At 51.1% G+C, this 21,694-nt stretch carries 25 protein-coding genes; 12 read left to right on the top strand and 13 right to left on the bottom strand.

What is annotated here, in order from left to right; genetic code table 11:
• Positions 1-57: 57 nt before the first annotated feature.
• Positions 58-558 carry a YbaK/prolyl-tRNA synthetase associated domain-containing protein gene (locus MUU46_RS20130; protein WP_159761539.1) on the top strand — a complete coding sequence of 167 codons (501 nt, stop codon included), beginning with the start codon at positions 58-60 and terminating at the stop codon, positions 556-558.
• 8 nt (positions 559-566) lie between these two features.
• Here the strand turns inward: MUU46_RS20130 and yoaI are convergent, their stop codons facing one another.
• A complete protein-coding gene (yoaI, locus tag MUU46_RS22900; RefSeq protein ID WP_309578239.1) occupies positions 567-671 on the bottom strand; it encodes a small membrane protein YoaI in 105 nt (34 codons plus the stop codon).
• A 296-nt stretch (positions 672-967) separates the two neighbouring features.
• On the opposite strand from yoaI, the gene MUU46_RS20125 reads away from it, so the two are divergent.
• The 3 genes from MUU46_RS20125 (at position 968) to MUU46_RS20115 (ending at position 4,909) form a co-directional block, all read left to right on the top strand.
• Entirely contained in the window at positions 968-2,302 is a 1,335-nt protein-coding gene (locus MUU46_RS20125; protein WP_258966466.1) for a glycoside-pentoside-hexuronide (GPH):cation symporter, read from the top strand.
• 16 nt (positions 2,303-2,318) lie between these two features.
• Positions 2,319-4,355, top strand: coding sequence for a glycoside hydrolase family 31 protein (locus tag MUU46_RS20120; RefSeq protein WP_258966465.1), 2,037 nt, complete (start codon positions 2,319-2,321; stop codon positions 4,353-4,355).
• 107 nt (positions 4,356-4,462) lie between these two features.
• Positions 4,463-4,909 carry a DUF441 domain-containing protein gene (locus tag MUU46_RS20115; protein WP_159761533.1) on the top strand — a complete coding sequence of 149 codons (447 nt, stop codon included), beginning with the start codon at positions 4,463-4,465 and terminating at the stop codon, positions 4,907-4,909.
• On the opposite strand, the gene MUU46_RS20110 is transcribed toward MUU46_RS20115, so the two are convergent.
• Positions 4,893-5,687: an AraC family transcriptional regulator gene (locus tag MUU46_RS20110; RefSeq protein WP_185153785.1), complete on the bottom strand. Its 795-nt coding sequence runs from the start codon at positions 5,685-5,687 to the stop codon at positions 4,893-4,895. The two genes, MUU46_RS20115 and MUU46_RS20110, sit on opposite strands and share 17 nt — an antisense overlap.
• 115 nt (positions 5,688-5,802) lie before the next feature.
• Here MUU46_RS20110 and MUU46_RS20105 point away from each other — a divergent pair, with 115 nt between their 5' ends.
• Positions 5,803-6,978 (top strand): CynX/NimT family MFS transporter, encoded by a 1,176-nt coding sequence (locus MUU46_RS20105; RefSeq protein ID WP_374685030.1) that lies wholly within the window; start codon positions 5,803-5,805, stop codon positions 6,976-6,978.
• 77 nt (positions 6,979-7,055) lie between these two features.
• Here MUU46_RS20105 and MUU46_RS20100 read toward each other — a convergent pair whose 3' ends face one another.
• Positions 7,056-7,763 carry a CTP synthase C-terminal region-related (seleno)protein gene (locus MUU46_RS20100; RefSeq protein WP_258966464.1) on the bottom strand — a complete coding sequence of 236 codons (708 nt, stop codon included), beginning with the start codon at positions 7,761-7,763 and terminating at the stop codon, positions 7,056-7,058.
• Positions 7,764-7,919: 156 nt separating this feature from the next.
• Between MUU46_RS20100 and MUU46_RS20095 the strand changes: the two genes are divergently transcribed.
• Positions 7,920-8,420, top strand: a complete 501-nt coding sequence (locus MUU46_RS20095; RefSeq protein ID WP_258966463.1) for a 2-thiouracil desulfurase family protein — start codon at positions 7,920-7,922, stop codon at positions 8,418-8,420.
• A 14-nt stretch (positions 8,421-8,434) separates the two neighbouring features.
• On the opposite strand, the gene MUU46_RS20090 is transcribed toward MUU46_RS20095, so the two are convergent.
• Entirely contained in the window at positions 8,435-8,740 is a 306-nt protein-coding gene (locus MUU46_RS20090; protein WP_258966462.1) for a hypothetical protein, read from the bottom strand.
• Positions 8,741-8,809: 69 nt separating this feature from the next.
• Positions 8,810-9,052, bottom strand: a complete 243-nt coding sequence (locus MUU46_RS20085; protein WP_159761523.1) for a putative hemolysin — start codon at positions 9,050-9,052, stop codon at positions 8,810-8,812.
• 334 nt (positions 9,053-9,386) lie between these two features.
• Between MUU46_RS20085 and MUU46_RS20080 the strand changes: the two genes are divergently transcribed.
• The gene (locus MUU46_RS20080) at positions 9,387-10,394 is read left to right on the top strand and encodes a sensor domain-containing diguanylate cyclase (RefSeq protein ID WP_258966461.1); all 1,008 of its coding nucleotides are present in this window, start codon (positions 9,387-9,389) and stop codon (positions 10,392-10,394) included.
• 32 nt (positions 10,395-10,426) lie between these two features.
• On the opposite strand, the gene MUU46_RS20075 is transcribed toward MUU46_RS20080, so the two are convergent.
• On the bottom strand, positions 10,427-10,687 hold the full coding sequence (locus tag MUU46_RS20075; protein WP_159761510.1) for a DUF2534 family protein: 261 nt from the start codon (positions 10,685-10,687) through the stop codon (positions 10,427-10,429).
• Between the two features lie 280 nt (positions 10,688-10,967).
• Here MUU46_RS20075 and MUU46_RS20070 point away from each other — a divergent pair, with 280 nt between their 5' ends.
• Entirely contained in the window at positions 10,968-11,363 is a 396-nt protein-coding gene (locus tag MUU46_RS20070) for a YidB family protein (RefSeq protein ID WP_159761508.1), read from the top strand.
• Between the two features lie 63 nt (positions 11,364-11,426).
• On the opposite strand, the gene MUU46_RS20065 is transcribed toward MUU46_RS20070, so the two are convergent.
• The 3 genes from MUU46_RS20065 to cspE form a co-directional block, all read right to left on the bottom strand.
• A complete protein-coding gene (locus MUU46_RS20065) occupies positions 11,427-11,654 on the bottom strand; it encodes a hypothetical protein (protein WP_258966460.1) in 228 nt (75 codons plus the stop codon).
• Positions 11,655-11,727: 73 nt separating this feature from the next.
• Positions 11,728-11,922, bottom strand: coding sequence for a cold shock small protein YmcF (ymcF, locus tag MUU46_RS20060; protein WP_185153786.1), 195 nt, complete (start codon positions 11,920-11,922; stop codon positions 11,728-11,730).
• 10 nt (positions 11,923-11,932) lie between these two features.
• Entirely contained in the window at positions 11,933-12,145 is a 213-nt protein-coding gene (cspE, locus tag MUU46_RS20055) for a transcription antiterminator/RNA stability regulator CspE (protein WP_159761504.1), read from the bottom strand.
• A gap of 309 nt (positions 12,146-12,454) precedes the next feature.
• Here cspE and MUU46_RS23005 point away from each other — a divergent pair, with 309 nt between their 5' ends.
• Positions 12,455-12,625, top strand: a complete 171-nt coding sequence (locus MUU46_RS23005; RefSeq protein ID WP_217448705.1) for a YnfU family zinc-binding protein — start codon at positions 12,455-12,457, stop codon at positions 12,623-12,625.
• A gap of 117 nt (positions 12,626-12,742) precedes the next feature.
• Here MUU46_RS23005 and MUU46_RS20050 read toward each other — a convergent pair whose 3' ends face one another.
• On the bottom strand, positions 12,743-13,174 hold the full coding sequence (locus MUU46_RS20050; RefSeq protein WP_159761502.1) for an outer membrane lipoprotein: 432 nt from the start codon (positions 13,172-13,174) through the stop codon (positions 12,743-12,745).
• A 198-nt stretch (positions 13,175-13,372) separates the two neighbouring features.
• On the opposite strand from MUU46_RS20050, the gene MUU46_RS20045 reads away from it, so the two are divergent.
• Positions 13,373-13,615 (top strand): DinI-like family protein, encoded by a 243-nt coding sequence (locus MUU46_RS20045; RefSeq protein WP_159761500.1) that lies wholly within the window; start codon positions 13,373-13,375, stop codon positions 13,613-13,615.
• Positions 13,616-13,622: 7 nt separating this feature from the next.
• Here the strand turns inward: MUU46_RS20045 and MUU46_RS20040 are convergent, their stop codons facing one another.
• Together MUU46_RS20040 and MUU46_RS20035 are read right to left on the bottom strand one after the other, a co-directional pair.
• The gene (locus MUU46_RS20040; RefSeq protein WP_258966459.1) at positions 13,623-16,205 is read right to left on the bottom strand and encodes a bifunctional diguanylate cyclase/phosphodiesterase; all 2,583 of its coding nucleotides are present in this window, start codon (positions 16,203-16,205) and stop codon (positions 13,623-13,625) included.
• Positions 16,206-16,457: 252 nt separating this feature from the next.
• The gene (locus MUU46_RS20035; RefSeq protein ID WP_258966458.1) at positions 16,458-17,096 is read right to left on the bottom strand and encodes a helix-turn-helix domain-containing protein; all 639 of its coding nucleotides are present in this window, start codon (positions 17,094-17,096) and stop codon (positions 16,458-16,460) included.
• A 342-nt stretch (positions 17,097-17,438) separates the two neighbouring features.
• On the opposite strand from MUU46_RS20035, the gene MUU46_RS20030 reads away from it, so the two are divergent.
• A complete protein-coding gene (locus tag MUU46_RS20030; protein ID WP_258966457.1) occupies positions 17,439-19,415 on the top strand; it encodes an alkyl/aryl-sulfatase in 1,977 nt (658 codons plus the stop codon).
• Between the two features lie 61 nt (positions 19,416-19,476).
• Here MUU46_RS20030 and MUU46_RS20025 read toward each other — a convergent pair whose 3' ends face one another.
• Complete coding sequence (locus tag MUU46_RS20025; protein ID WP_258966456.1) at positions 19,477-20,274, bottom strand: hypothetical protein; 798 nt, start codon at positions 20,272-20,274, stop codon at positions 19,477-19,479.
• 395 nt (positions 20,275-20,669) lie between these two features.
• Between MUU46_RS20025 and MUU46_RS20020 the strand changes: the two genes are divergently transcribed.
• The gene (locus tag MUU46_RS20020) at positions 20,670-21,680 is read left to right on the top strand and encodes a LacI family DNA-binding transcriptional regulator (RefSeq protein WP_258966455.1); all 1,011 of its coding nucleotides are present in this window, start codon (positions 20,670-20,672) and stop codon (positions 21,678-21,680) included.
• Positions 21,681-21,694: the final 14 nt, after the last annotated feature.

Below are 21,694 nucleotides of genomic sequence, written 5' to 3'. Positions count from 1 at the left end.
TGCCCTACTTCATCCGAAAGACTATCCTGACACCCCAGTATTTTTCATGGAGTCATTATGTCTGAAATCACTTCCCGCGACGTCCACCAGCATTTGCTTGCGGTGCTGGAGCAGCAACAGGCCCGTTTTCGGGTGATGGAACATGAAGCGATGGGTAAATGCGAGGCAGTGTCGGATATTCGCGGTACGGCGCTAGGACAAGGCGCAAAAGCGCTGGTCTGCAAAGTAAAAGGCAACGGCGTGAAACAGCATGTGCTGGCCATTTTAGCCGCGGATCAGCAGGCCGATTTATCGCGCCTGGCGACGCATCTTGGCGGGCTGAAAGCCTCACTGGCGAGCCCGGCTGAAGTGGATGAACTTACTGCCTGCGTGTTTGGCGCAATCCCACCGTTCAGCTTTCATCCCGCCCTGAAACTGGTGGCCGATCCCTTGCTGTTCGAACGTTTCGATGAAATCGCGTTTAACGCGGGTCTGCTGGAAAAATCTATCGTGATGGATACCCAGGACTATCTGCGCATCGCTCAGCCGGAGCTGGTCGATTTCCGCCGCGCCGAGTGATAACCCTGTCAGTGGCGCCTTTCCAGATACAAAACGGACGCCACCAGAATCCCGCCTACCGAGAGAAATGAGAGAAAGATAATCAGCGTTTCGACAAATTGTTGATCGTACATCATCACCCTCCTGTGCTCACCTTATCCGTATTACGCCCCGTTCATGACAACCGCATGACAGCCAGATGTCGCGCCGTTCGCTGCTTCAAATACTGAAACGATTCGCCCTAAAAATATTCTCCTCGCGACGTAAAACCGAACCAGCAATAGCAATATTGATTATTGTTACCGGTATCACGAAAAGGATTTTCCATAAGTCCATTGCCAAATCTCGCAATTGTTAAGTTTCATTCCATGGTTAACCATCAGTGCCAGAACACCTCCGAAATAAACCTTACACTGGCAAGGTGAATACCATGACCGAGACAATTAGCCGTAAAGAAAAGATCAGTTATGGGTTAGGCGATATGGCCAGTCATATTGGACTGGATAACGTCATTATCTTTCTGACCTTTTATTACACCGATGTGGTTGGGCTTCCGGCGGCTTTTGTCGGAACTATGTTTTTGCTGGCCCGTACCGCTGACGCAATTATCGATCCGGCAATGGGGTATATTGCTGACCGCACAAAAACGCGCTGGGGTAAATTCAGGCCGTGGATGCTGTGGCTGGCGCTACCGTTCGGGGCCAGCTGCCTGCTGACCTACGCTGTACCGGAATCGTTAGACCTGCACGGAAAGATGATTTTCGCGACCGTGAGCTATACCCTGATGATGTTAATGTACACCGCTATTAATATCCCTTATTGCTCGATGGGGGCAGTAATTACCCCGGATAACGACGCGCGTATTTCCTTGCAATCTTATCGTTTCTTTCTCGCCACCCTCGGCGGGGCATTATCCACTTTCTTTATGATGCCTTTAGCCGAATTCTTAGGCGGCGCTGATAAATTACTCGGCTATCGTTGGGCCATGGGTATTATGGCCACCGTAGCGGTCGTTATGTTCTGGTTCTGTTTCGCCAATACCCGGGAACGTATTAATGCACCGGCGACCCACAATAATTACCTCTCTGAATTGAGGGATTTATTGCGCAACGATCAGTGGCGCGTGGTCGCGGTTCTGGTATTAAACAATATTGGCTTTGGGGTTATTCGCCTTGGCGCCATGATGTATTTCGTCACCTATTATCTCGGCAGCGCCAGCTATTTCATGTGGATGCTCGGGGCGCACATTCTGGGCAAAGCCGCCGGTAGCGCGTTGGCCAAACGCCTGACGCGCAGCTACAGCAAAGTACAAATGTTCGGCTACTGCGCCGTGCTGGCAGGCGTGCTGAGTATCGCCCTGTTCTTCGCGCCAAAATCCGTCTTCATCCTTGTGCCACTCACCTTCGTAATCTCCACGCTTTACCAGGCCACCACCACCTTGATGTGGGTGATGATGGCTGACGTGGCTGACTACGCTGAATGGAAACAGGGCAAACGCATGGACGGCGTGATTTTCTCCACCTTCCTGGCCGTACTTAAACTGGGCATGGCCATCAGCGGGGCCATCGTTGGCTGGACGCTGGGCTTTAGCGGATACGTCCCTAACGCTACGGCGCAAACCTCTACCGCCATGTACTGCATTATCGCCCTCTTCACCGTCGTGCCGGGCCTGCTTTCACTGGCCGCATTCGCCACGCTGCGCTGGTACAAGCTCGACGACAGCACCATGAAATCTATCAATCTCGCCAGACACCCTATTTCGTAAAAGGACCTTTTTATCCATGAGTGAGCTCATTTCACATTCCAATAGCATTGAGTGGCGCTTTGAACGCCAAATCCTGCGCATCGAAACCTGGGGCCGCAACAGCCTGCGCGTCAGAGCCACCTGTGCGCCAGATTTTACTGACGACTTACAGGCGCTGCTTCCCGCCGAAACGTGTGATGCAGAACTGACTTCTGGAGCAGAAAGCCTGACTCTGCGCAACGGCAATATTACCGCCATGCTGAATCTGAAAGGCCAGCTGGCGTTCTATAACCAGCGCGGGGAACTGCTGCTCGAAGAGATGTGGCGGCAACGCTCAACCGTAGGGATTGGCTCCAGCGAAAAAGGCCAGGATAAATACGTCAGCGCCCTGAAGCTCGATGGCCGTGAATTCACGCCACTGGCGGGCGGTAAATATCAACTGACCGTGCGCTTCGAGGCGCGCCCTGAGGAACGACTCTACGGAATGGGTCAGTATCAGCAGCCGTGGCTGGATCTCAAAGGCTGCACGCTGGAACTTGCGCAGCGTAACTCTCAGGCCAGCGTGCCGTTTATGCAGTCGAGCCTCGGCTATGGCCTGCTGTGGAATAACCCGGCGATTGGCGAAGTAAATTTCGCCAAAAACCAGACCGAATGGCGGGCCCGCGTCACCGGCGAAATGGACTACTGGATAACCGCCGCCGATAGCATCGTCGATATCACGCGACAGTATGCGAAAGCCACAGGGACTCCTCCGCCCGCGCCCGCGTTCATCAGCGGCTTGTGGCAGTGTAAATTGCGTTATCGCACCCAGCAGGAAGTTCTCGACGTGGCGCGCGAGTACCGTCGTCGCAGCTTGCCACTGTCGGTGATGGTGATTGATTTCTTCCACTGGCCGAATCAGGGCACATGGTGTTTTGACCCGATTGACTGGCCCGACCCGAAAGCGATGGTCGACGAGCTCAGCGCGTTGGGTATTGAGTTGATGGTGTCGGTCTGGCCGACGGTGGAAGCGCGCAGCCCGCTGTATCCGAAAATGAAGGCCAAAGGCTGGCTGGTCAGCAGCGAACGCGGCGTGCAGGTCAATCTCGATTTTATGGGCAACACCACGTTCTTCGATGCCACACATCCGCAGGCGCGGCAGTTTGTCTGGGAAACGGTGAAGGAAAATTACTACGATTTGGGCATCAAACTCTTCTGGCTGGATGAAGCCGAGCCAGAATACCGCGCCTACGATTTTGACAACTACCGCTATCACGCAGGCCCGGTGCTGGAAGTCGGCAACCGCTACCCCCGTGATTTTGCCCAGGGTTTTTACGATGGGCTGAAAGCCAATGGCGAGCAGGATATTGTCAACCTGGTGCGCTGCTCTTGGGCCGGCAGCCAGCGCTATGGCGTGCTGGCCTGGTCGGGCGATGTGCACTCTTCATTCCATGCGTTTCGTAACCAGATTGCCGCGGGGCTGAACATGGGGCTGGCGGGCATTCCGTGGTGGACGACGGATATCGGCGGTTTCCAGGGGGGTAACGTTAACGATCCCGCCTTCCACGAGTTGCTGATCCGCTGGTTCCAGTGGGCGGTCTTCTGCCCGGTTCTGCGTATGCACGGTTATCGCGAGCCGCAAATTCAGCCACCGGAGCGCTACCGCGACGGCATTGCGCAATGTAACAGCGGTGCACCGAATGAGCTATGGAGCTACGGCGAAGCCAATTTCGACATCATGCAACACTGGCTGTCGGTGCGCGAAAAACTGCGTCCGTATATAGATGAGCTCTATGACAATGCACATCAGCACGGCGATCCGCTGATGCGTCCGCTGTTCTGGCACTATCCACAGGAAAAACAGAGCTGGGAAATCGAAGACCAATACCTGTTCGGCGAAGATTTGCTGATTGCCCCGGTGATTCACGCCGGGCAACGTCAGCGCGACGTCTGGCTCCCGGCGGGTGCTAACTGGGTTGCTCTCAACGGTGAACGCTATCGCGGTGGCGAACGCATCTGCGTGGATGCCCCGCTGGAGACAATCCCGGTATTTATCCGTGAAGGCAGTCAGCTGGTCAGCGTCTTAACAAACTGACCTTCGGGCAGACGCCCAAAAAAATAAGATTGTTATATAGAAGCCTGTTTATGCACGCTATTTCGCGTACAGTGAACAGGCTTACTTTTTTTGGCAAGGACTCCCTAATGTTTGACCCTACCCTGTTAATTCTTCTGGGGCTGGCAGCGCTCGGCTTGGTCAGTCACAACACCACCGTCGCCGTTTCCATTCTGGTGCTGATCATCGTGCGCGTTACGCCGTTGAATACCTTCTTCCCCTGGATTGAAAAGCAGGGTCTGACGATGGGTATTATCGTGCTAACCATCGGCGTGATGGCACCTATCGCCAGCGGGACGCTGCCGGCGTCAACGCTGCTGCACTCGTTCGTGAACTGGAAATCGCTGATCGCGATTGCGGTTGGTGTGTTTGTGTCGTGGCTGGGCGGGCGCGGCGTTCAACTGATGGGGACACAACCGCAGCTGGTCGCGGGCCTTTTAGTGGGGACCGTGCTCGGTGTGGCGCTGTTTCGCGGCGTACCGGTCGGACCGCTTATCGCTGCCGGACTGGTCTCGATACTTATTGGGAAGGGGTAGCCAGCCCGCTGAGATATCGGCCCGGCGTCTGGCCTAATCCTTTACGAAACATGGTAATGAACGCAGTGGTTGAGTCATAGCCCAACGCGTGTGCGGCCTGCTGCACGCTCTGACCACGGATCAACAGCTGTAGCGCCAGGATCAGCTGTAGCTGATGCCGCCAGCGGCGAAAACTCAGCCCGGTCTCTTTCACCACCAGCCGGGCCAGATTGCGTTCGCTCATCGCAAAATAACTCGCCCACTGCCCCAGCGTTTGCCACACCGCCGGTTCCGCCTCCATCTTTTCCACCATCAGGCGAATTTTTGGATGGGCAGAAACCGGCAACTGGAGCTGTTCCTGCGGCTGCTGTGGCAACTCGTCAAACAGCACCTGGATCAGCCGGAGCGTCGCCGGGTCCCGTTGCGGAGATTCGTGGCGAACCGCCAGATTCAGAATGAGTTCCCGCACCAGCGGTGAGATTTTCAACGTACAGCAGTGTGTCGGTAACGCCGCCGCGCCGGGTTCGATAAAAAGAAAACAGAGCCTGGCTCCCGGCGTCGCGCGGTTGCTGTGGGGGACCTGGCCGGGGATCCACACCGCATACTGCGGCGGCACCATCCAAAGCGCATTTTCCACTTCGCACGTAATTGCTCCGTGCAGGGCCAGGATCAGCTGACCTTTGCGGTGCTGATGCTCCGGGATGTGCTGCTCGTCTTCCACAACCTGAACGCGAAACGCCGCCGCTGCGTCGTGCTGGCTATCGGGTTCATACCCTTCAAGCCCCAGTCCTGCCATCATTACTTTTGTCCGATATTAGCGATTATTTGTCATTTTAGCTTGATTTCATCATAGCGAAAAGGCGCTATCGTAGTCGCACTAAAGAATGAAAGAGAACACCATGAGTACTGTGTCCATGACTACCCCACGCCAGAATCTGCTTTTAATTGCGGGCATCCTGTTAATTGCCACTTGTTTACGCGTGACGTTTACTGGTGCCGCCCCACTGCTTGACAGCATTCGTGCCGACTACGGGCTGTCCACCGCCCAAACCGGGATGCTGACTACCCTGCCGCTACTCGCGTTTGGTCTGATTTCACCACTGGCTGCAGGCGTTGCGCGCCGTTTTGGCATGGAGCGCAGCCTTATCGTTGCCCTGCTGCTGATTTGCGCCGGGGTAGCCGTGCGTTCACTGCCCTCGAATAGCCTGCTGTTCGTCGGAACCGCCATCATCGGCTGCGGCATTGCCTTGGGGAACGTTTTGCTGCCGGGCCTGATCAAGCGTGATTTTTCCGGTCACGTGGCGAAAATGACCGGCGCTTACTCGCTGACAATGGGGATTGCTGCGGCGGTAGGTTCCGCTATGGTGGTGCCGATTGCCCTGAGCGGCGCGGGCTGGCACGGCGCACTGTTGGCGCTGATGGCGTTTCCGTTGCTGGCGCTGGTCGTCTGGTTACCGCAGTTGCGCAATCACACGCCGGGCACGGTGACTGGTGCGCGCAGCCTGCACAGCAAAGGTATCTGGCGTTCGGCGCTGGCCTGGCAGGTGACGCTGTTCCTTGGGCTTAACTCGCTGGTGTATTACGTGATCGTGGGCTGGCTGCCCGCCATTCTAATCAGTCACGGCTACAGTGAAGCGCAGGCCGGTTCTCTGCACGGATTGTTGCAGCTGGCGACCGCCGTACCGGGGCTGCTGATCCCGCTGGTACTGTTTAAACTCAAAGACCAGCGCGGGATTGCCATCAGTGTAGCGCTGATGTGCGCCGTGAGCGCCGTCGGCTTCTGGCTATTCCCGCAGCAGGCGATGCTGTGGACGCTGATCTTCGGCTTTGGCTGTGGCGCGACGATGATCCTCGGACTGACGTTTATTGGCCTGCGTGCCGGTTCTGCACATCAGGCGGCGGCGTTATCCGGTATGGCGCAATCGGTCGGATATCTGTTGGCGGCCTGTGGGCCTCCGGCGATGGGTCGAATTCATGACGTTAGCGGAGACTGGCACATTCCGCTGATTGCGGTCGCCGTTATCTCGCTGGTGATGGCAGTGTTTGGGGGATTAGCAGGGCGTGAACGGGAAATCGGCGGACAGATGTAAATTGCCCGGTGGCGCTACGCTTACCGGACCTACGCCATATTGTAGGCCCGTGCAAACGACGTGTCGCCGGGCGATTCTTAATTTGCTGCTGCGCGAAGAAACGCGTGGACCAGAGGTGCCGGGCGGCCAGCCAGCGCGTTGCGCTCATGCTGGAACAAGGTGCCGACAAAGAACGGGTGAGTCATGAGTTCAATCGCGCGGATTTCGCCTTCTTCGTCCCAGCCGGTGACGCGCAACGCGCCTTCCTCAAGTTCTGCCGCGAAATCCGGTGAAATGCCGTAGTTGCAGTGATAGCCCTCTTCAATGCTGAGGCGACCATACGCTTTGGCGATGATGGTGTTGGCGCGCAGTTCGATGGTGTCTGATTTCTCCACCAGCGAGCAGGCCAGTGGCGCAATCACCATTCGGCCTTCGGTGTCCGTTTCGGCGTGTGCCGCATCGCGCCAGCCCAGCACGTTGCGAGCATATTCGAGGATCGCATGCTGGAAACCGCCGCAGGTGCCGAGGAACGGAATGCTGTTTTCGCGCGCGTAGCGGATAGCGATCAACGCCCCTTCAGCGTTTTGGTATGGGCTCGCGGGAACCAGCCAGATTGCATCATAGCCCACCAGATCGTCAGCGCTTTTGATGTCGGTGGTGGCGACCCAATCGTAATCGGCGGTGAGTTCCTGAACGGCGGCGGCATCGTCAATCGCCAGCGGGATCGCCTGGTGCGCAATCACCTCAGGATTAAAATCACCGACCAGTGCAATTCGTAGTGTCTTTTTATTTGAAGCAAGTTCCATGAAGGGTTCCTTATGCTGTGCAGTTTTCGGACTACATAAGGAACACCAGCCTACCGGGGTTTTGCGTGCAGAACAATCCCCAGAATGTGCAGTTGGCGATCGTTTCATCTGTTCGCGGTTCGTATTACTCTTTCAGCGGGAAAATACGGAGCTGCGATGAAAACGAAAATTCTGGTGAGTGCCTGTCTGATGGGACATCCGGTGCGCTATAACGCCAGCGCCAAAACCCAGTTGGGTGAATTGCTGCAAATGTTGCGGGCAGAAGACAGGTTGATCATTCATTGTCCGGAACTCGCGGCCGGTTTACCGACTCCGCGCCCGTCGGCCGAAATTGTCGCCGGTACGGGTGAACAGGTGATGACGGACCAGGCGCGTATTATCGAAAGCACCGGGGCCGATGTCACCGCCCATTATCAGCTTGCGGCCTGGCTGGCGCTTAAGGCGGCTCAAAGCACGGGATGCTCTGCGGCGCTGTTAACGGACGGCAGCCCTACCTGCGGGAGCACCGAAATTTATGACGGGAGCTTTAGCGGCAAAAAAATCGCAGGCAACGGCGTTGCCGCCGCGCTTTTGCGCCAACATGGGATTGTGGTGTTTTCACATGAGCAAATTCCGGCGCTGCTGGCCTGGATTGCGGAACAGGACGAGAAGGCGTAATCCTGTTAACCGTGTTACTCCGTTACTTTTTCCAGCTCATCGGCGGGGAGCATGTCAGGCGTCAGTGGCATCAGATGTTCAGGGCGAACAAATGAAAAACCAGACTGACCGTCCGCAGACTGAACCTCACCCGTCACCAGCCACAGCGCTCGCTGGGCCTCACACGGCAGTTCGGTGACCACGCCGTTGACAGGGTTCAGGACACGTTCACCCGGCTGGCATAGGGCAAACAGCGATACTGATTTACCGATATTCGCCCGGCCTGCGGGCGTACGGGCAGCGATGATCATCGCCAATGTGCCCGGTTTAAGCTGAAACATGCTGCTCTCACACACTCTGAAATTAAGATTAATCTTATCTTCAATTGTATCCTGGAGAGCAGCGTGCTGTCACGATTGCTTATGATCCCGACGATACAGAGTCCATTCGTCAATCACTTCCCCGCCAGGCAGCTTACAGTCTGAACGCACTCCCTGAGGGCTTTGTACGGGCACAGACGTGCCGCCTTTTTGCTGGCAGTAAACCGCAGCAGGGTTTGCCATGCCGATATTTGGCGGAGGGGGTGCGTCGCTTTGTTCAGCGGTCGTGCAACCTGCCAGCAGAAGCGGCAGCAGTAATCCAGCATATTTCATTGAGATAGCATCCTTTATGTGTGGCTAATTTGACTTAATCTTCACTATTTCTTCATTTTAACTGCACTTTTGCAAATTAGATTAGGAGCGTTCTCGTTATGACCCGAGAACACATCATTCCATAATCAATGAGTTTTTGCCCCGCCTCCCCCGGCGGGGCTTTTTTTTTGGTTCACGCTTATCCATGATGAACCTTTTTTTGCCCAAGAAGTCTCGCATTCTTGCTTGTTCGATGTATAACACGTGATGTATTCATGGTTTACTATTTTTAGATAGTCGATATTTTCAGCATAGCGTGCAGTTTTTGCCGTTACTGCACGGGAGTTTTCAGGTCATGTCAGATATTATTCTTGCCCGCGTCTCACAAACCCTCGCCACCGAACAGTCACTCGAGAGCTTAGTGCGCCAATTGTTGGAAATGCTAGCGATGGTGACGCATATGGAATCGACCTATCTGACCAGAATCGATACGGCAACCCGTTTACAGCATATCGTGTACGCCCGTAACAGCAGCGATATGCAGATCCCTGAAGGTTTTGCCGTTCCGTGGGATGAAACGCTGTGCAAACGCGCGGTAGACGAACAGCACTATTTCAGCAATGACGTGAAGACGCGCTGGCCGGACTGCCATGCCGCGCAGGCGCTGGGGATCAGCACCTTTTTCACCACGCCCGTGCATCTAACTGATGGTTCACTGTACGGCACGCTCTGCGCGTCCAGCCGCGACCAGCACAGTTACAGCATTAACAGCGAACACGTGCTACACCTGTTCGCGAGCCTGATTGCGCGCTACATCGAAAAAGAGTCACTGGTGACGCAGTTGCGTCAGGCCAACGAGGCGCTGATCGCTCACTCCTACACCGATGCGCTGACGGGCCTTGCCAATCGACGCGCCGTCTATGAGCACCTCGATATTTTGTTTGAACGTGCACGAGTGAACCAGTCCCACGTCCTGGTGGCATTTATCGATCTCGACGATTTTAAAGAAATTAATGATGTTCATGGCCATCAGGCCGGGGATGCATTCTTAACTCAGGTAGGCCAGCGACTGACCTCTGTGATGAGCAATGAGGATATCGTTGGGCGTCTGGGCGGAGATGAGTTTCTCATCGCTTGTGAAATCACGTCCAGCGGTCAGACAGCGCCGTTTATCGACCTGCTGCGCCGTCAAATCCGCGGCCATTATCTACTGAGCGGCCACACGATTAATTATCCTGGCGCCAGCATTGGCACCATCGACGTCAACCCGCATGAGCTGGACGCAGAGAGCGCCATTCAGGCGGCCGATGCCGCTATGTATCTGGATAAAAAGGCCCGTCAGCAGAGGATTAACGCATCCTGAACGCCCGCTGCCCGGCGTTCAGGCTGAAACACTTATTGGTCGCGGTCAGGCTCTAACAGAATGAATCCCAGCGGAATGGAGCACAGCAGCGTGAAAACAATGCTGTATACCAGCACCATCGCACCCTGCATGATGAACATCGAATTAGACCAGACGTGATACGGTAAATCGTACTCCTCGACCACCCCGCCAAAAGTTGCATGTCCCACAAGCGTCAGCGCGATGACAAAGATGACGGTGACCGCCAGAATAAAACGCTTACCGTTCTTTGTTTTAAATTGTTCCAGCTGCATTACAGACTTCTCTGATGGAATTTTCCGGCGCAGTTTTAACACTAAATTAACCCGGCGGATATCTGTTTTTAGTCCATAGCGGTACGGTTGCTCTTTTTAGCAGCGAATGGCCCTGACAGCCCTTCTCTCCCGCCCTCCAGGTAAAGAAAAACAGAACCCAGTAGGGTGTTTTATACTTAAGTGTTGTGAGGCTCGCCTCGCATTCTTTTTGACTCATCCCGCTAAATGCACTTCGGTTTGGGCCGATGAATTCACGCAGTGAACAGTGAGGAATGACATTATGAGTTTATTCGACCAGGTGGCAGGTATGTTCGGCGGTCAGGACGGACAGGCTGGTACCTATCAGGCGATATTAACGTGGATTAACGAGCAAGGCGGCGTATCCGGACTACTGGCAAAATTTCAGCAGGGTGGCTTGGGTGCCGTGGTTGAATCATGGATAAGCACCGGTACAAACCACCCGGTATCGGGTGACCAGATAACGTCCGCTCTGGGTTCTCCTGCCGTTGCGGATCTCGCCGCCAAACTGGGCATCGACACGCAAAGTGCGTCGAACCTGATTGCCGAGCATTTGCCGAAGGTCGTCGATACGCTTTCACCTGACGGTCAGGTCAATCAGCAACAAGACCTGCTGTCTGAAGGTATGGGGCTGCTGAAAGGTAAGCTTTTTAGCTAACGATACCCACAAACAACAGGCATAAAAAAACCGCCCATTGGGCGGTTATCTGGACAATCAGTTTTACAGGTACTTTTCGGCTGCTTTGAGGATATCTTCTGCAGCAAGTTCTCTGTCTGTGGCAACGTGGATTACATTATGATCGCCGGTCAGAGAGGGAAAACTGGCAGACATTATTATCAAATTTGCCTCCTCTCCGTTCGGATATTCACGACGTATTGACTGTTCATCAGGCATTACGGAGACGACGGTAAGAGGTTCGGCGTTAAAAAACACGAGCACTTTTTTCATTCGTTCTCCGGATGGATGTAAGTCTGTCACCTGTCCTAATTAAAATAGTATTTATCTGATAACGTCGTGAATATTACTTTCTGATTTCAGTAATTGCGGAAACAGAAACAGGACGTTGCCAGGTGTAAATATTATCGGCGGTGATCATTGCTGATTTGCAAAAAATACATTTTGCACCGAACGGATTTTTTTCAGTAACATCGAAGGATGAAGTCCGATATTGCGAACCGTGGCAGCAAGGGCAGCGGAAGTGAATTGAGTCAGTAATAGTCAGGCCCTCAGCGTGGAACCACGTTGACAGCGGAAGGACCTTTAGGACCTGCTTCAACGGCGAATTCAACTTCTTGATTTTCATACAGAGTACGGAAATCGTTGCTCTGGATAGCAGAGAAATGTACGAAGACATCTTTGCTTCCGTCTTTTGGTGTAATAAAGCCGAAACCTTTTTCAGCATTAAACCATTTAACAATACCAGTCATTTGGTTAGACATGTTTTTTTACCTTTAATTATTATTTCGCCCGCAGGCAGTGTTGGTTTGAAAACCTGTTGTTTCTAAGAGGACTGAAGAAGGTACATCAAGGAGAAAAAATGATGAGGACGACTTAAGAGAACTGTTTCAGATAACGTGTATGTTCAAACCGATAGAGCATTAACGCATGATTAACTTTATTAAGCAAGGCTTATCTCAAAAGATTTGTCAGTGTCGGGAAAAGTCTGCTTTGTTAAAAATAAAAAAATGAATGAGGGCTTTTCGCGAACTATTGAGGTATTGTTTTGCGCCAACATATAAGGAATACACATGGCTGAACGTAAAAATCGTCAACTTCGCCCTTCCCAACCCGCGGAATGTTCATGTCCGAAATGTGCAAAGAAATCAATGCACAGCCCATCAAGAATCAAGAAAAATAGTCCTTTGCTCTGCCCTTATTGTGGCACGCTCTTTTCAGCGTCGCAGCTCGCTGCCAGGTAATTCGACACCTTACTGCTGAGGCACGCGCTGAGTGCATCACCCTGAGCGCTGTCAGGCAATAGGTATAAAAACGGGAACCCAAAGGTTCCCGTTTTTGTTATCTGCGGAGTAGCGCGGTTACACTGATTTATCGACCGTGGTGTCTGAGCCTTTGGTCAGGATGCGTACTTTGTCGCCTGGATTGAAAACAACCCCGCCGGTATACGACTGGACGACGTCGATAGTAGCCCCAGAGTCAGTTTTGATCAGCAAATCCACCTGCTGTGGCGCCTGCTGTGTGCTTTGGTGGTAGCGTGAAGCCCCCGACCCGGCAACTGCGCCAGCCACGGTCATTGCGGTTTTGCCCTTTCCTTTGCCGAACTGGTGACCAACAACGCCACCCAAGGCCCCGGCTGCAACGGTTCGTAATGGATGATACTGCCCGTTAGCCTCGCTGATGATACGGCTCTGCTGAACCACGCCGTACTCCACCAGAGTTTTGCTTCCTGCAAAACTGGACTGGCTGGCGAGAAACAGAAAACTGACTGCGATGAGTGCACTTTTTTTCATGATGGCCACTTTTTATCGTTTTAAACGTAGTCGCGATTCTGCCAGTCTCCGCATGTTTCCTCTAAGTCATTAATGCTACAGCACTCCCTGACTGGCTTTAACAGAACATACTTGTGCTTATCGCCGCCACTGCGGCCTTGACACTGAGTATCCATACAGTATAAAAGTGTACATCTAAACTGTACAAAGGAAGCAGTCATGTTCGTCGAACTGATTTATGACAAACGAAATTTCGCAGGCTTGCCTGGCGCGCAAGAAAAAATTCTGAATGAACTCACCCGTCGCGTTCAGCAGATTTTCCCGGAGGCAGACATTCGCGTTAAGCCAATGATGACGCTGCCGGCGATCAACACTGACGCCAGCAAGCATGAAAAGGAACAGATTAGCCGCGCCGTTCAGGAAATGTTCGAAGAAGCGGACATGTGGTTGGTCGACGAATAACGCGCCGTCAGCCTCGATTCACCGTTGCCGTAAAGTCATCGAAGGGAAGTGGTCTGGAGAAGTAGTACCCCTGCACCAGTTCACATCCCATTTCCTGTAGCTTCTCAACCATCTCCAGCGTCTCCATGCCCTCAGCCACCAGCGGCACGTTAAAGCTTTTGGCGAGCGTCAGCACCGACGAAACCACCGCCGCATTTTTTTCATTAGTCAGAATGTCAGAGACAAACGTCCTGTCGATTTTCAGGCAGTCGAAGGGGAAAGAGTGCAAATAAGAGAGGCTCGAATAGCCGGAACCGAAATCATCAATCGCCACACTCACGCCCAGGCGGCGCAAATACTTAAGCGTATCGACAATCTGATCGGTATGTTTCATCAGCGTACTTTCGGTGATTTCGACGCAAATGTTGCCGTTCATCAGTTCGTTCTCCTGAATACAGGTGAACAAATGCGAAGCAAAATCAGGCTGCTGCAGCTGCATTGCTGAAATATTGACGTGCAGTTTGAAGTTTTTCGGACCACCGCGCGCGATAAACTTCGCCAATTGCTTACAGGATTCAGCGATGACCCAACGCCCAATCGGAATGATCAGCCCCGACTCTTCCGCAAGGCTAATGAACTTGATCGGCGAGATAAACCCTTCGTCCGGCGTTTGCCAGCGAATCAGGCTCTCACCTTCATTGCAGCTATTCTGATTATCGAGATTAATGATCGGCTGCATTACGATATGGAATTCGTCGTTGGCGATAGCATGCTGTAATTTTTCATGCAGACGAATATTCTCCAGCCCCTGCTCCTGCATTTCCTGCACAAAGACCAACGACTCGCCATTGCCTATTTTTTCAGCGTGCTGCACGGCAATCCCGGAATTCAAGATCACTTCCGGCATGCGTTCCTGTGTCAGGTGACCAAAGAACACCCCAGAATTCCCGATAAAGCAGTAACGTTCAGTTTCAGCGTCTCCATCGGATTTAATATCAAGGAACAGTGACTGCAGAATATCCTCAAAGAACATCAAATCTTTTTGTTCATAAACCTCAGGGAATATCGCCAGAAAACTGCCATAGTCATCACGGCACAGCAGCGTCCCGTCAGGTAAGGTATTCTTCATTCGGCTAACAAAACTCCGCAGGAAGCGGCCGGAATACTCAAGCCCCATCACCCGGGAAATATTTGCGGCATTGCTCACGTGAATACGGGCAAGCAGGTTTCTACCTTCGTAGGACTCCAGCTTGCTGAGCATCCCGGCGCGTGTTGGCAGGGCAGTCAGTTTGTCTTCCTCAACCAACTTGCGGTGCTTTTCAGTACGGGAGGCCAGCTCACGGGAAAGTCTGAAGAAACTGGAATCCAGCGTCGCCACTTCCGGGAACAGTCTTTTGTTCTCCTCCGGCTTCCACTGCATGTTCAACAGGTCTTTGTTTTTGCCAATGATATTGTTAAGCGGACTGAAAAAGTTACGCAGAACAATGGCCGCAATGAGGTACACAATGGCAAACAGCCCCATGATTTTGATAGCAAACGCAATAATCGTTTTCTTGATGGTGCCCGACAATGAGTCCTGCGATGTTATCAGCAATACATGGCCGTAAAGCTCTCGATCGGTGCTGCTATATTTTATGGTATGAACAATATACTTATCGCCTTTACCTGACGTAATCTCTGCCGGACTGTCCTGATGGCTACTCTTTTCCATAATTTCAGGCGTTAAAAGCTGGCGCAACTCTTTAGTTGCCAGTCTCTTTCCATCGGTCTGGTGATGCTCTTTTGCCGCGCTTGCCAGTTCGGGCTGCATGAGCGCAGGCGATATCGGCATTTCTGACGAAGAAACAATATTATTGTCGCTGTCCATTATCAGTATGGTGTTGTCTTTAAAAGGCAACACTTCACAGACATAGCGGCTCATGCTATCGGGCATAATCTCCGATGCAATAACCCCCAGAAATTTGCCTGCGCGATTATATACCGGCGTTCTGTATGCCAACATTCTGGCATTTTTGTTATATGAGCGCGGATAAATGTGGGACCAAAATGACTTTTTAGACTGCTCTGCTTTTTCAAGCCACGGCTGAACCAACTTATTGAAACCATATACTGTTTTAACAACCCGTGAGTACTCCGTCGATCCTTCATAGACGTTCAGAATGTTATGCTCATCTCCAGATGTCTTCTCCATGTTGAGGATTTTTTTGTTATTAACATCGAGGCGATTGAACGCAACATAATTCCCGTCAGGCGTGGTGAAGGACATCCTGTCGACCGAAACATGACCAAAGCGATCGGTTTTGATCAGCTGCTTTAAGGTTTCCGCAACCTGCGTGGCGCTTAACGCATCGAGGTCACTGTTCTCGTAGGTGCGCGCAAAAAGCTGGTTGGTGACGGTCGGAAGATCCATATAGTCTTCCAGCGTTTGCACGACATTCGCACCGCTGGACTGAATGAGTCTCTCGCCCGTATAGCGGATAGTCTCATCCATGCCGGTGCTGACAAACATCGCCAGCATCGCACCAGCGATACAAAACGATACGATGGCAAGCCCAGATAAAGCGCAGGCCAGTGATACGGGATATTTACTGTGGGAAATCGTGTTTTTCATGCCGCTGTCACTAAGAGGTTAAATGACCAAGAACATCTCGTCATGCAAGCACGATAGAGGGAGCAGGAATTAGCTTGATTCATTTTCAGAAATTAATTTTTATCGAGCGCATAATTAGGACACAAACGATTTTTTGGGTCCTGACATTCCGTGCGGTAAAAGCAAGAATGCTCTGAGTAAATCCTGGCTTGGCTGAACTTTTTTGAGTGGAACGAGCGCCATGTCTTGTTGAACCGAACACCGTACGCTGGATTAATAATCTTCCGGAAGCGTTTTATTAATTGAAATCAGCTTTCCTTTTTCCATCGTGATGTACCCGCCCTCTTTGAGATCCGCGAGTACTCGGAAGACATGCGTCCGGGAGAGCTTCGTGCGACGCATAATAAAATTCGCCAGCCCTTCTTTTTCGTTCTCAAATGTTCGCGTTCGGTAGAGATAACGATGTAGCATCGGTTTGATGGTTTGATAACTGGTTAGCTGTTTTCTTTCCGCGAGCAACTCAAGTGAAAATATAGTCATAAAAATAAGCACTTTAGACAAAGCACGCATATGTTCTGGGCTCTGATAAAAAAGCGCAGTAAAAGCTTCGCACGGTATCTTCACGGCAGTCACGGGTGTCATGCATTTATATTCAAAACTCAACAGCGGACAATATTCCTCCATCAGTCCGATAGGCATATACTCAATCGTATTACCCACAGTCAGTTCATCATCTTTATGAGAAATAGCCACTGAACCATTAAGAACAATATAAATAAAGCCCGGCAAGGTTTTTATATAGTCTGCAGGCGCAAGGGTAAAAACATCACCACCCTTGCAAACATCATCTATGTAACGCCCCAAATCCAGCGATTGATAATAATGGTGGATATTTTCAAAATTGGCTTTCATGTCACACCTGAATACACTTTAAAATCATTCTGCAGTATAGCATCTGAAAACTGCAACGTCTTTTTCCATTTACACCTCACCATCATCCAATAATAAACAAACAGTACCATTTGGGACTATTCAGATAATATAAGGCGCATAAAATACCCTCAATAAATACCTGATCAATCTGGCGACCGGGGAATGAAGATTTTTTCAACATTTTCAGTGCTGTACGTTGCATTTTTACATTCCAGAACTACAGTTTAAAGCAAATCATTATGCTGCGATGCTGGTGCTGACGCAAAGTCACACTACTACCCAGTAAACTGAACACGCTAAATCCTACCAGGAGGTTAACGAATGAGATTGAATATGATTGCCAGAGGTCTGGCTGTCGCGGGGTTACTGACAACGTTGTCAGTGACTGCGGCAGTTCAGGCCCCGACCAACGATGCCACCGCGGCAACAAAACAGGCAAACGAAGCGCTTTATAGCAAACTGCCTTTTTCTGATAACACCGACTTTACCAATGCGCATAAGGGCTTTATTGCTCCGTTACCGCAGGAAGTCATCAAGGGTGAGAAAGGCAATACTGTCTGGGATCCTCAGAAATATGCCTTTATTAAAGAAGGCGACAAAGCGCCAGACACTGTAAACCCAAGCCTGTGGCGTCAGTCCCAGCTGATCAACATCAGCGGCCTGTTTGAAGTCACCGACGGCGTTTATCAGATTCGTAATCTCGACCTTTCAAACATGACGATCATTGAAGGTAAGACCGGGATTACCGTTATCGACCCGCTGGTTTCTGCTGAAACAGCGAAAGTCGGCCTGGATCTGTACTACAAAAATCGCGGCAAAAAACCTGTCGTCGCGGTTATTTTCACCCACAGCCACGTTGACCACTATGGCGGCGTTCGCGGTGTCGTTGACCAGGCTGATGTTAAATCTGGCAAAGTTAAAATCTATGCTCCGCAAGGCTTCATGGGCGCTGCGGTAGACGAAAACATCATGGCGGGTAATGCCATGAGTCGTCGTGCAAGCTACATGTACGGCAACCTGCTGCCGGCTGATGCCAAAGGCCAGGTAGGTGCGGGTCTCGGGACCACTACCTCCGCAGGTACAGTAACGTTACTGGCACCGACGGATTACATCACCCATACAGGCCAGGAAGAAGTCATTGATGGTCTGACCTACGACTTTATGATGGCCCCAGGCTCTGAAGCACCTTCAGAGATGCTGTGGTACGTCAAAGAGAAGAAGATGATCGAAGCTGCAGAGGATGTCACTCACACCCTGCATAACACGTATTCTCTGCGTGGCGCTAAAATTCGTGATCCGCTGGCATGGTCTAAATACATCAACGCCGCAATCGATCGTTGGGGTAGCGATGCCGAAATCATTATCGCTCAACACCATTGGCCAACCTGGGGCCAAGATAACGTCGTCAACCTGATGAAAGGTCAGCGCGATATGTATCGTTATATCAATGACCAGACGCTGCGTATGGCTAATGAAGGTCTTACCCGTGATGAAATCGCCGCTAACTTTAAACTGCCACCGACGCTTGAGAAGACCTGGGCGAGCCGCGGATATTACGGTTCGGTCAGTCACGATGTGAAAGCAACCTACGTGTTCTATCTCGGCTGGTTCGATGGCAACCCGGCAACCCTGGATGAGCTGCCACCAGCAGAAGCGGCGAAGAAATACGTCGAGTATATGGGCGGCGCGGATAACATCCTGCAAAAAGCCAAATCTGACTACGACCAGGGCAATTATCGTTGGGTAGCGCAGGTTGTCAGCAAAGTGGTGTTTGCCGATCCGACAAACAAAACGGCGCTCAATCTGGAAGCCGATGCTCTTGAGCAGATGGGTTATCAGGCAGAATCTGGTCCATGGCGTAACTTCTACCTGTCGGGTGCCAAGGAGCTGCGTAACGGTGTCGTCAAAGCCGCAACGCCAAACACCGCGAGCCCGGATACCGTCCGTGCCATGACGCCGGAAATGTTCTTCGATTATATGGCTGTTCATATTAACGGAGAAAAAGCGGCGAATGCGCATGTAACGCTTAACGTCGACTTCGGTGACCAGGGCGGTAAATACAAGCTTGAACTGGAGAACGGTGTGCTTAACCACACGCCAAATGCTCAGGCCGATAAAGCCGATGCCACCATCACTCTTTCCCGCGATACGCTGGACCGTATTGTGCTGAAGGAAGAGACGATGCAACAGGCTAAAGACAAAGGTGAGATGAAAATCACCGGCGACGCCAACAAGCTTAATGAGTTGCTGAGTTATATGGATAAGTTCGAATTCTGGTTTAACATCGTTACGCCATAAGCTGAACTGAAATAATAAAAGGGAGCCGATGGCTCCCTTTTTAATTTCACCACAAAAGCGATTATTTTTGCGGGAACAGGAATGTCACATTCAGTCGCAGACCCCATCCAGCAGGACCGTGATTATCATCACTGACCGCCCAATATCTCACCCCGGTACCGAACTGCATTATTTGCCCTCCGACCTTCACCACCTGATTCACCATAAGATTAACAGGCACACTCCACTGGCTTTCTCTCCAGTCATAAGTGGATTCTGTATTCATGACAAGAGAGGTCGCCGTTGGCCATGTATAACTGGCAAACGGTTGAAGTAAAGTCTGGCTGGTATGAGCGCGATTGCTTTTTCCTGCATAATCCCACACATGATTAACCAGAGCGCCGTAGGTCCATTGCCCTTCCTGTTTAAGCAGGATTGCGGTGGGGCCTGCCCCCCAGCTTTTGCTGGATATGGAAGAACCGGTAGGAATTGTCAATACCGGGCCTATACCCCAAATGTAGCCATTGGATGTTTTTTTCTTTGGTGAATACCAAAAGCTTTGAGTAATATCCCCTACTGCTGTTTGTATTCCACTTCCAGGCGTCACATTCCTTTCACTAACCACAGGGACGATCGTTCGACTAATGATTATCGCATCATCCGAAAAATCAATGGGCATGACAGGCTGTATATTGAGAAGATTTCTGGAACCTTTATTCGGACCTACATCCTTATCATAATCATACTGAAATGGCACACTTATCAAATTAGATATAGGGTTATTAAGTTTCTTTGCCAACTCTTCGCTGTTTTCAGTAGCCATTGCATTAGTTGCCATTCCTAAAGCTATTGCAGTCAGTACTATTTTTTTTGTGGTCATTTTACATCTCAAAATTGAAACTCTATGCACTGGTGTTTTTTAAATCCAATTAATATGGCTCGGCGCCGTTGATTTTATTTTTAACGGTCCAGGTTTCGTCAGCAGCCTCATGTTATAGAAACTGTTGCGCCCGTTACTCATCAGGGCAACTCGATACCCTATGGAATATTAGAACTCGTTAGGTTACATAATAAATGACTAACCTGTCAGTCATTTGTTATTTAAAAAAAATAAAGCGTCGAGATTATGCAAAAAATGAGCAACCCGCTTTCTGTGAAGAAGTGAGAGCGTAAACCGGGTTTCATGTAACGCAACAACATGTGACCTGGCTTGCATTTTTGACCTCTATCACACTTTATAGTGACTTCACGATTTAGAGGACACATTTCATCATCATGGCTTCCATTAAAGATGTTGCAAAAAAAGCAGGTGTATCAACGGCTACCGTATCGCGGGTGCTGAACAATCATCCCAGTGTGGTGCCTGAAACGCGTAAGGCGGTACATGATGCGATGGACTTCCTGTGTTACGTGCCCAGTAAAAGTACGTTTCAACTGAGCGGCAAACGTTCTGGTCTAATCGCCGTCGTGCTGCCGAACCTGGTCAATCCGCACTTTTGCGAACTGCTGGCGACCTTTGAGGAAGAAGCGCGATACATTGGCAAGACGGTGATCGTTAAAACACACCAGAACCAACCGCTGCAGGATAAACAGATAGTTCATACCCTGATTGGGATGGGAATTGATTGTTTACTGTGGGTACCCACTGAAGCGGAAGCTGAACTTGCAGAGTGGCTCGCGGCCACCCATATTCCAGTTGCGGTAGTGACGCAGGTTTCCCGGTTTTTTAATTCGGTATCGATTAATCAGAGCAAAGGTGCAGAAAGCATCGCAGAGCATTTTATCCAGACCGGACATACCGCATTAGGTTTTATTGCACAGGAGAGCGTCGACAATCGCAAGGTATCAGCATGGAGTAAAAAAATTACCGGTCATGGGTTAATCCTTAATCCACAGAACCAATTCTGGATTGCGAAAGGCGCGGGTGAAAAAATATCAGGGCATATCAGTATCCTGGACGATATCATTGAAAAATTAGCTAGCCAGGAAACCAGTTGCACGTGTTTGATGGTGTATAACGACGTTGCCGCCAGTTATATTATTGATGGGCTAAATAATAAGGGCATTTCCGTTCCACAGGACATTGCTATCGTTAGTTTCGATAATACCTTATTGGCGCAAACTAAAAAAATTACAAGCATCGCGCAACCCATAAGTGAAATCGCGCATCTGGCATTCCAGATGGTTAGCAATAAAAACAATCGGGAAAGTATCGAAATGTATGAAATCGTCTCTCGCTTAATCATTCGAGAGAGCAGTGTTAACATTAATATTACAGCTCTGTAATCATTATACTTAGC

The organism is Scandinavium tedordense, from assembly GCF_024764965.1.
In the GTDB taxonomy this organism is placed as follows: Bacteria; Pseudomonadota; Gammaproteobacteria; order Enterobacterales; family Enterobacteriaceae; genus Scandinavium; species Scandinavium tedordense.
Note: the sequence above shows the minus strand (reverse complement) of the source record. Positions and strands in the feature narration are given on the sequence as shown.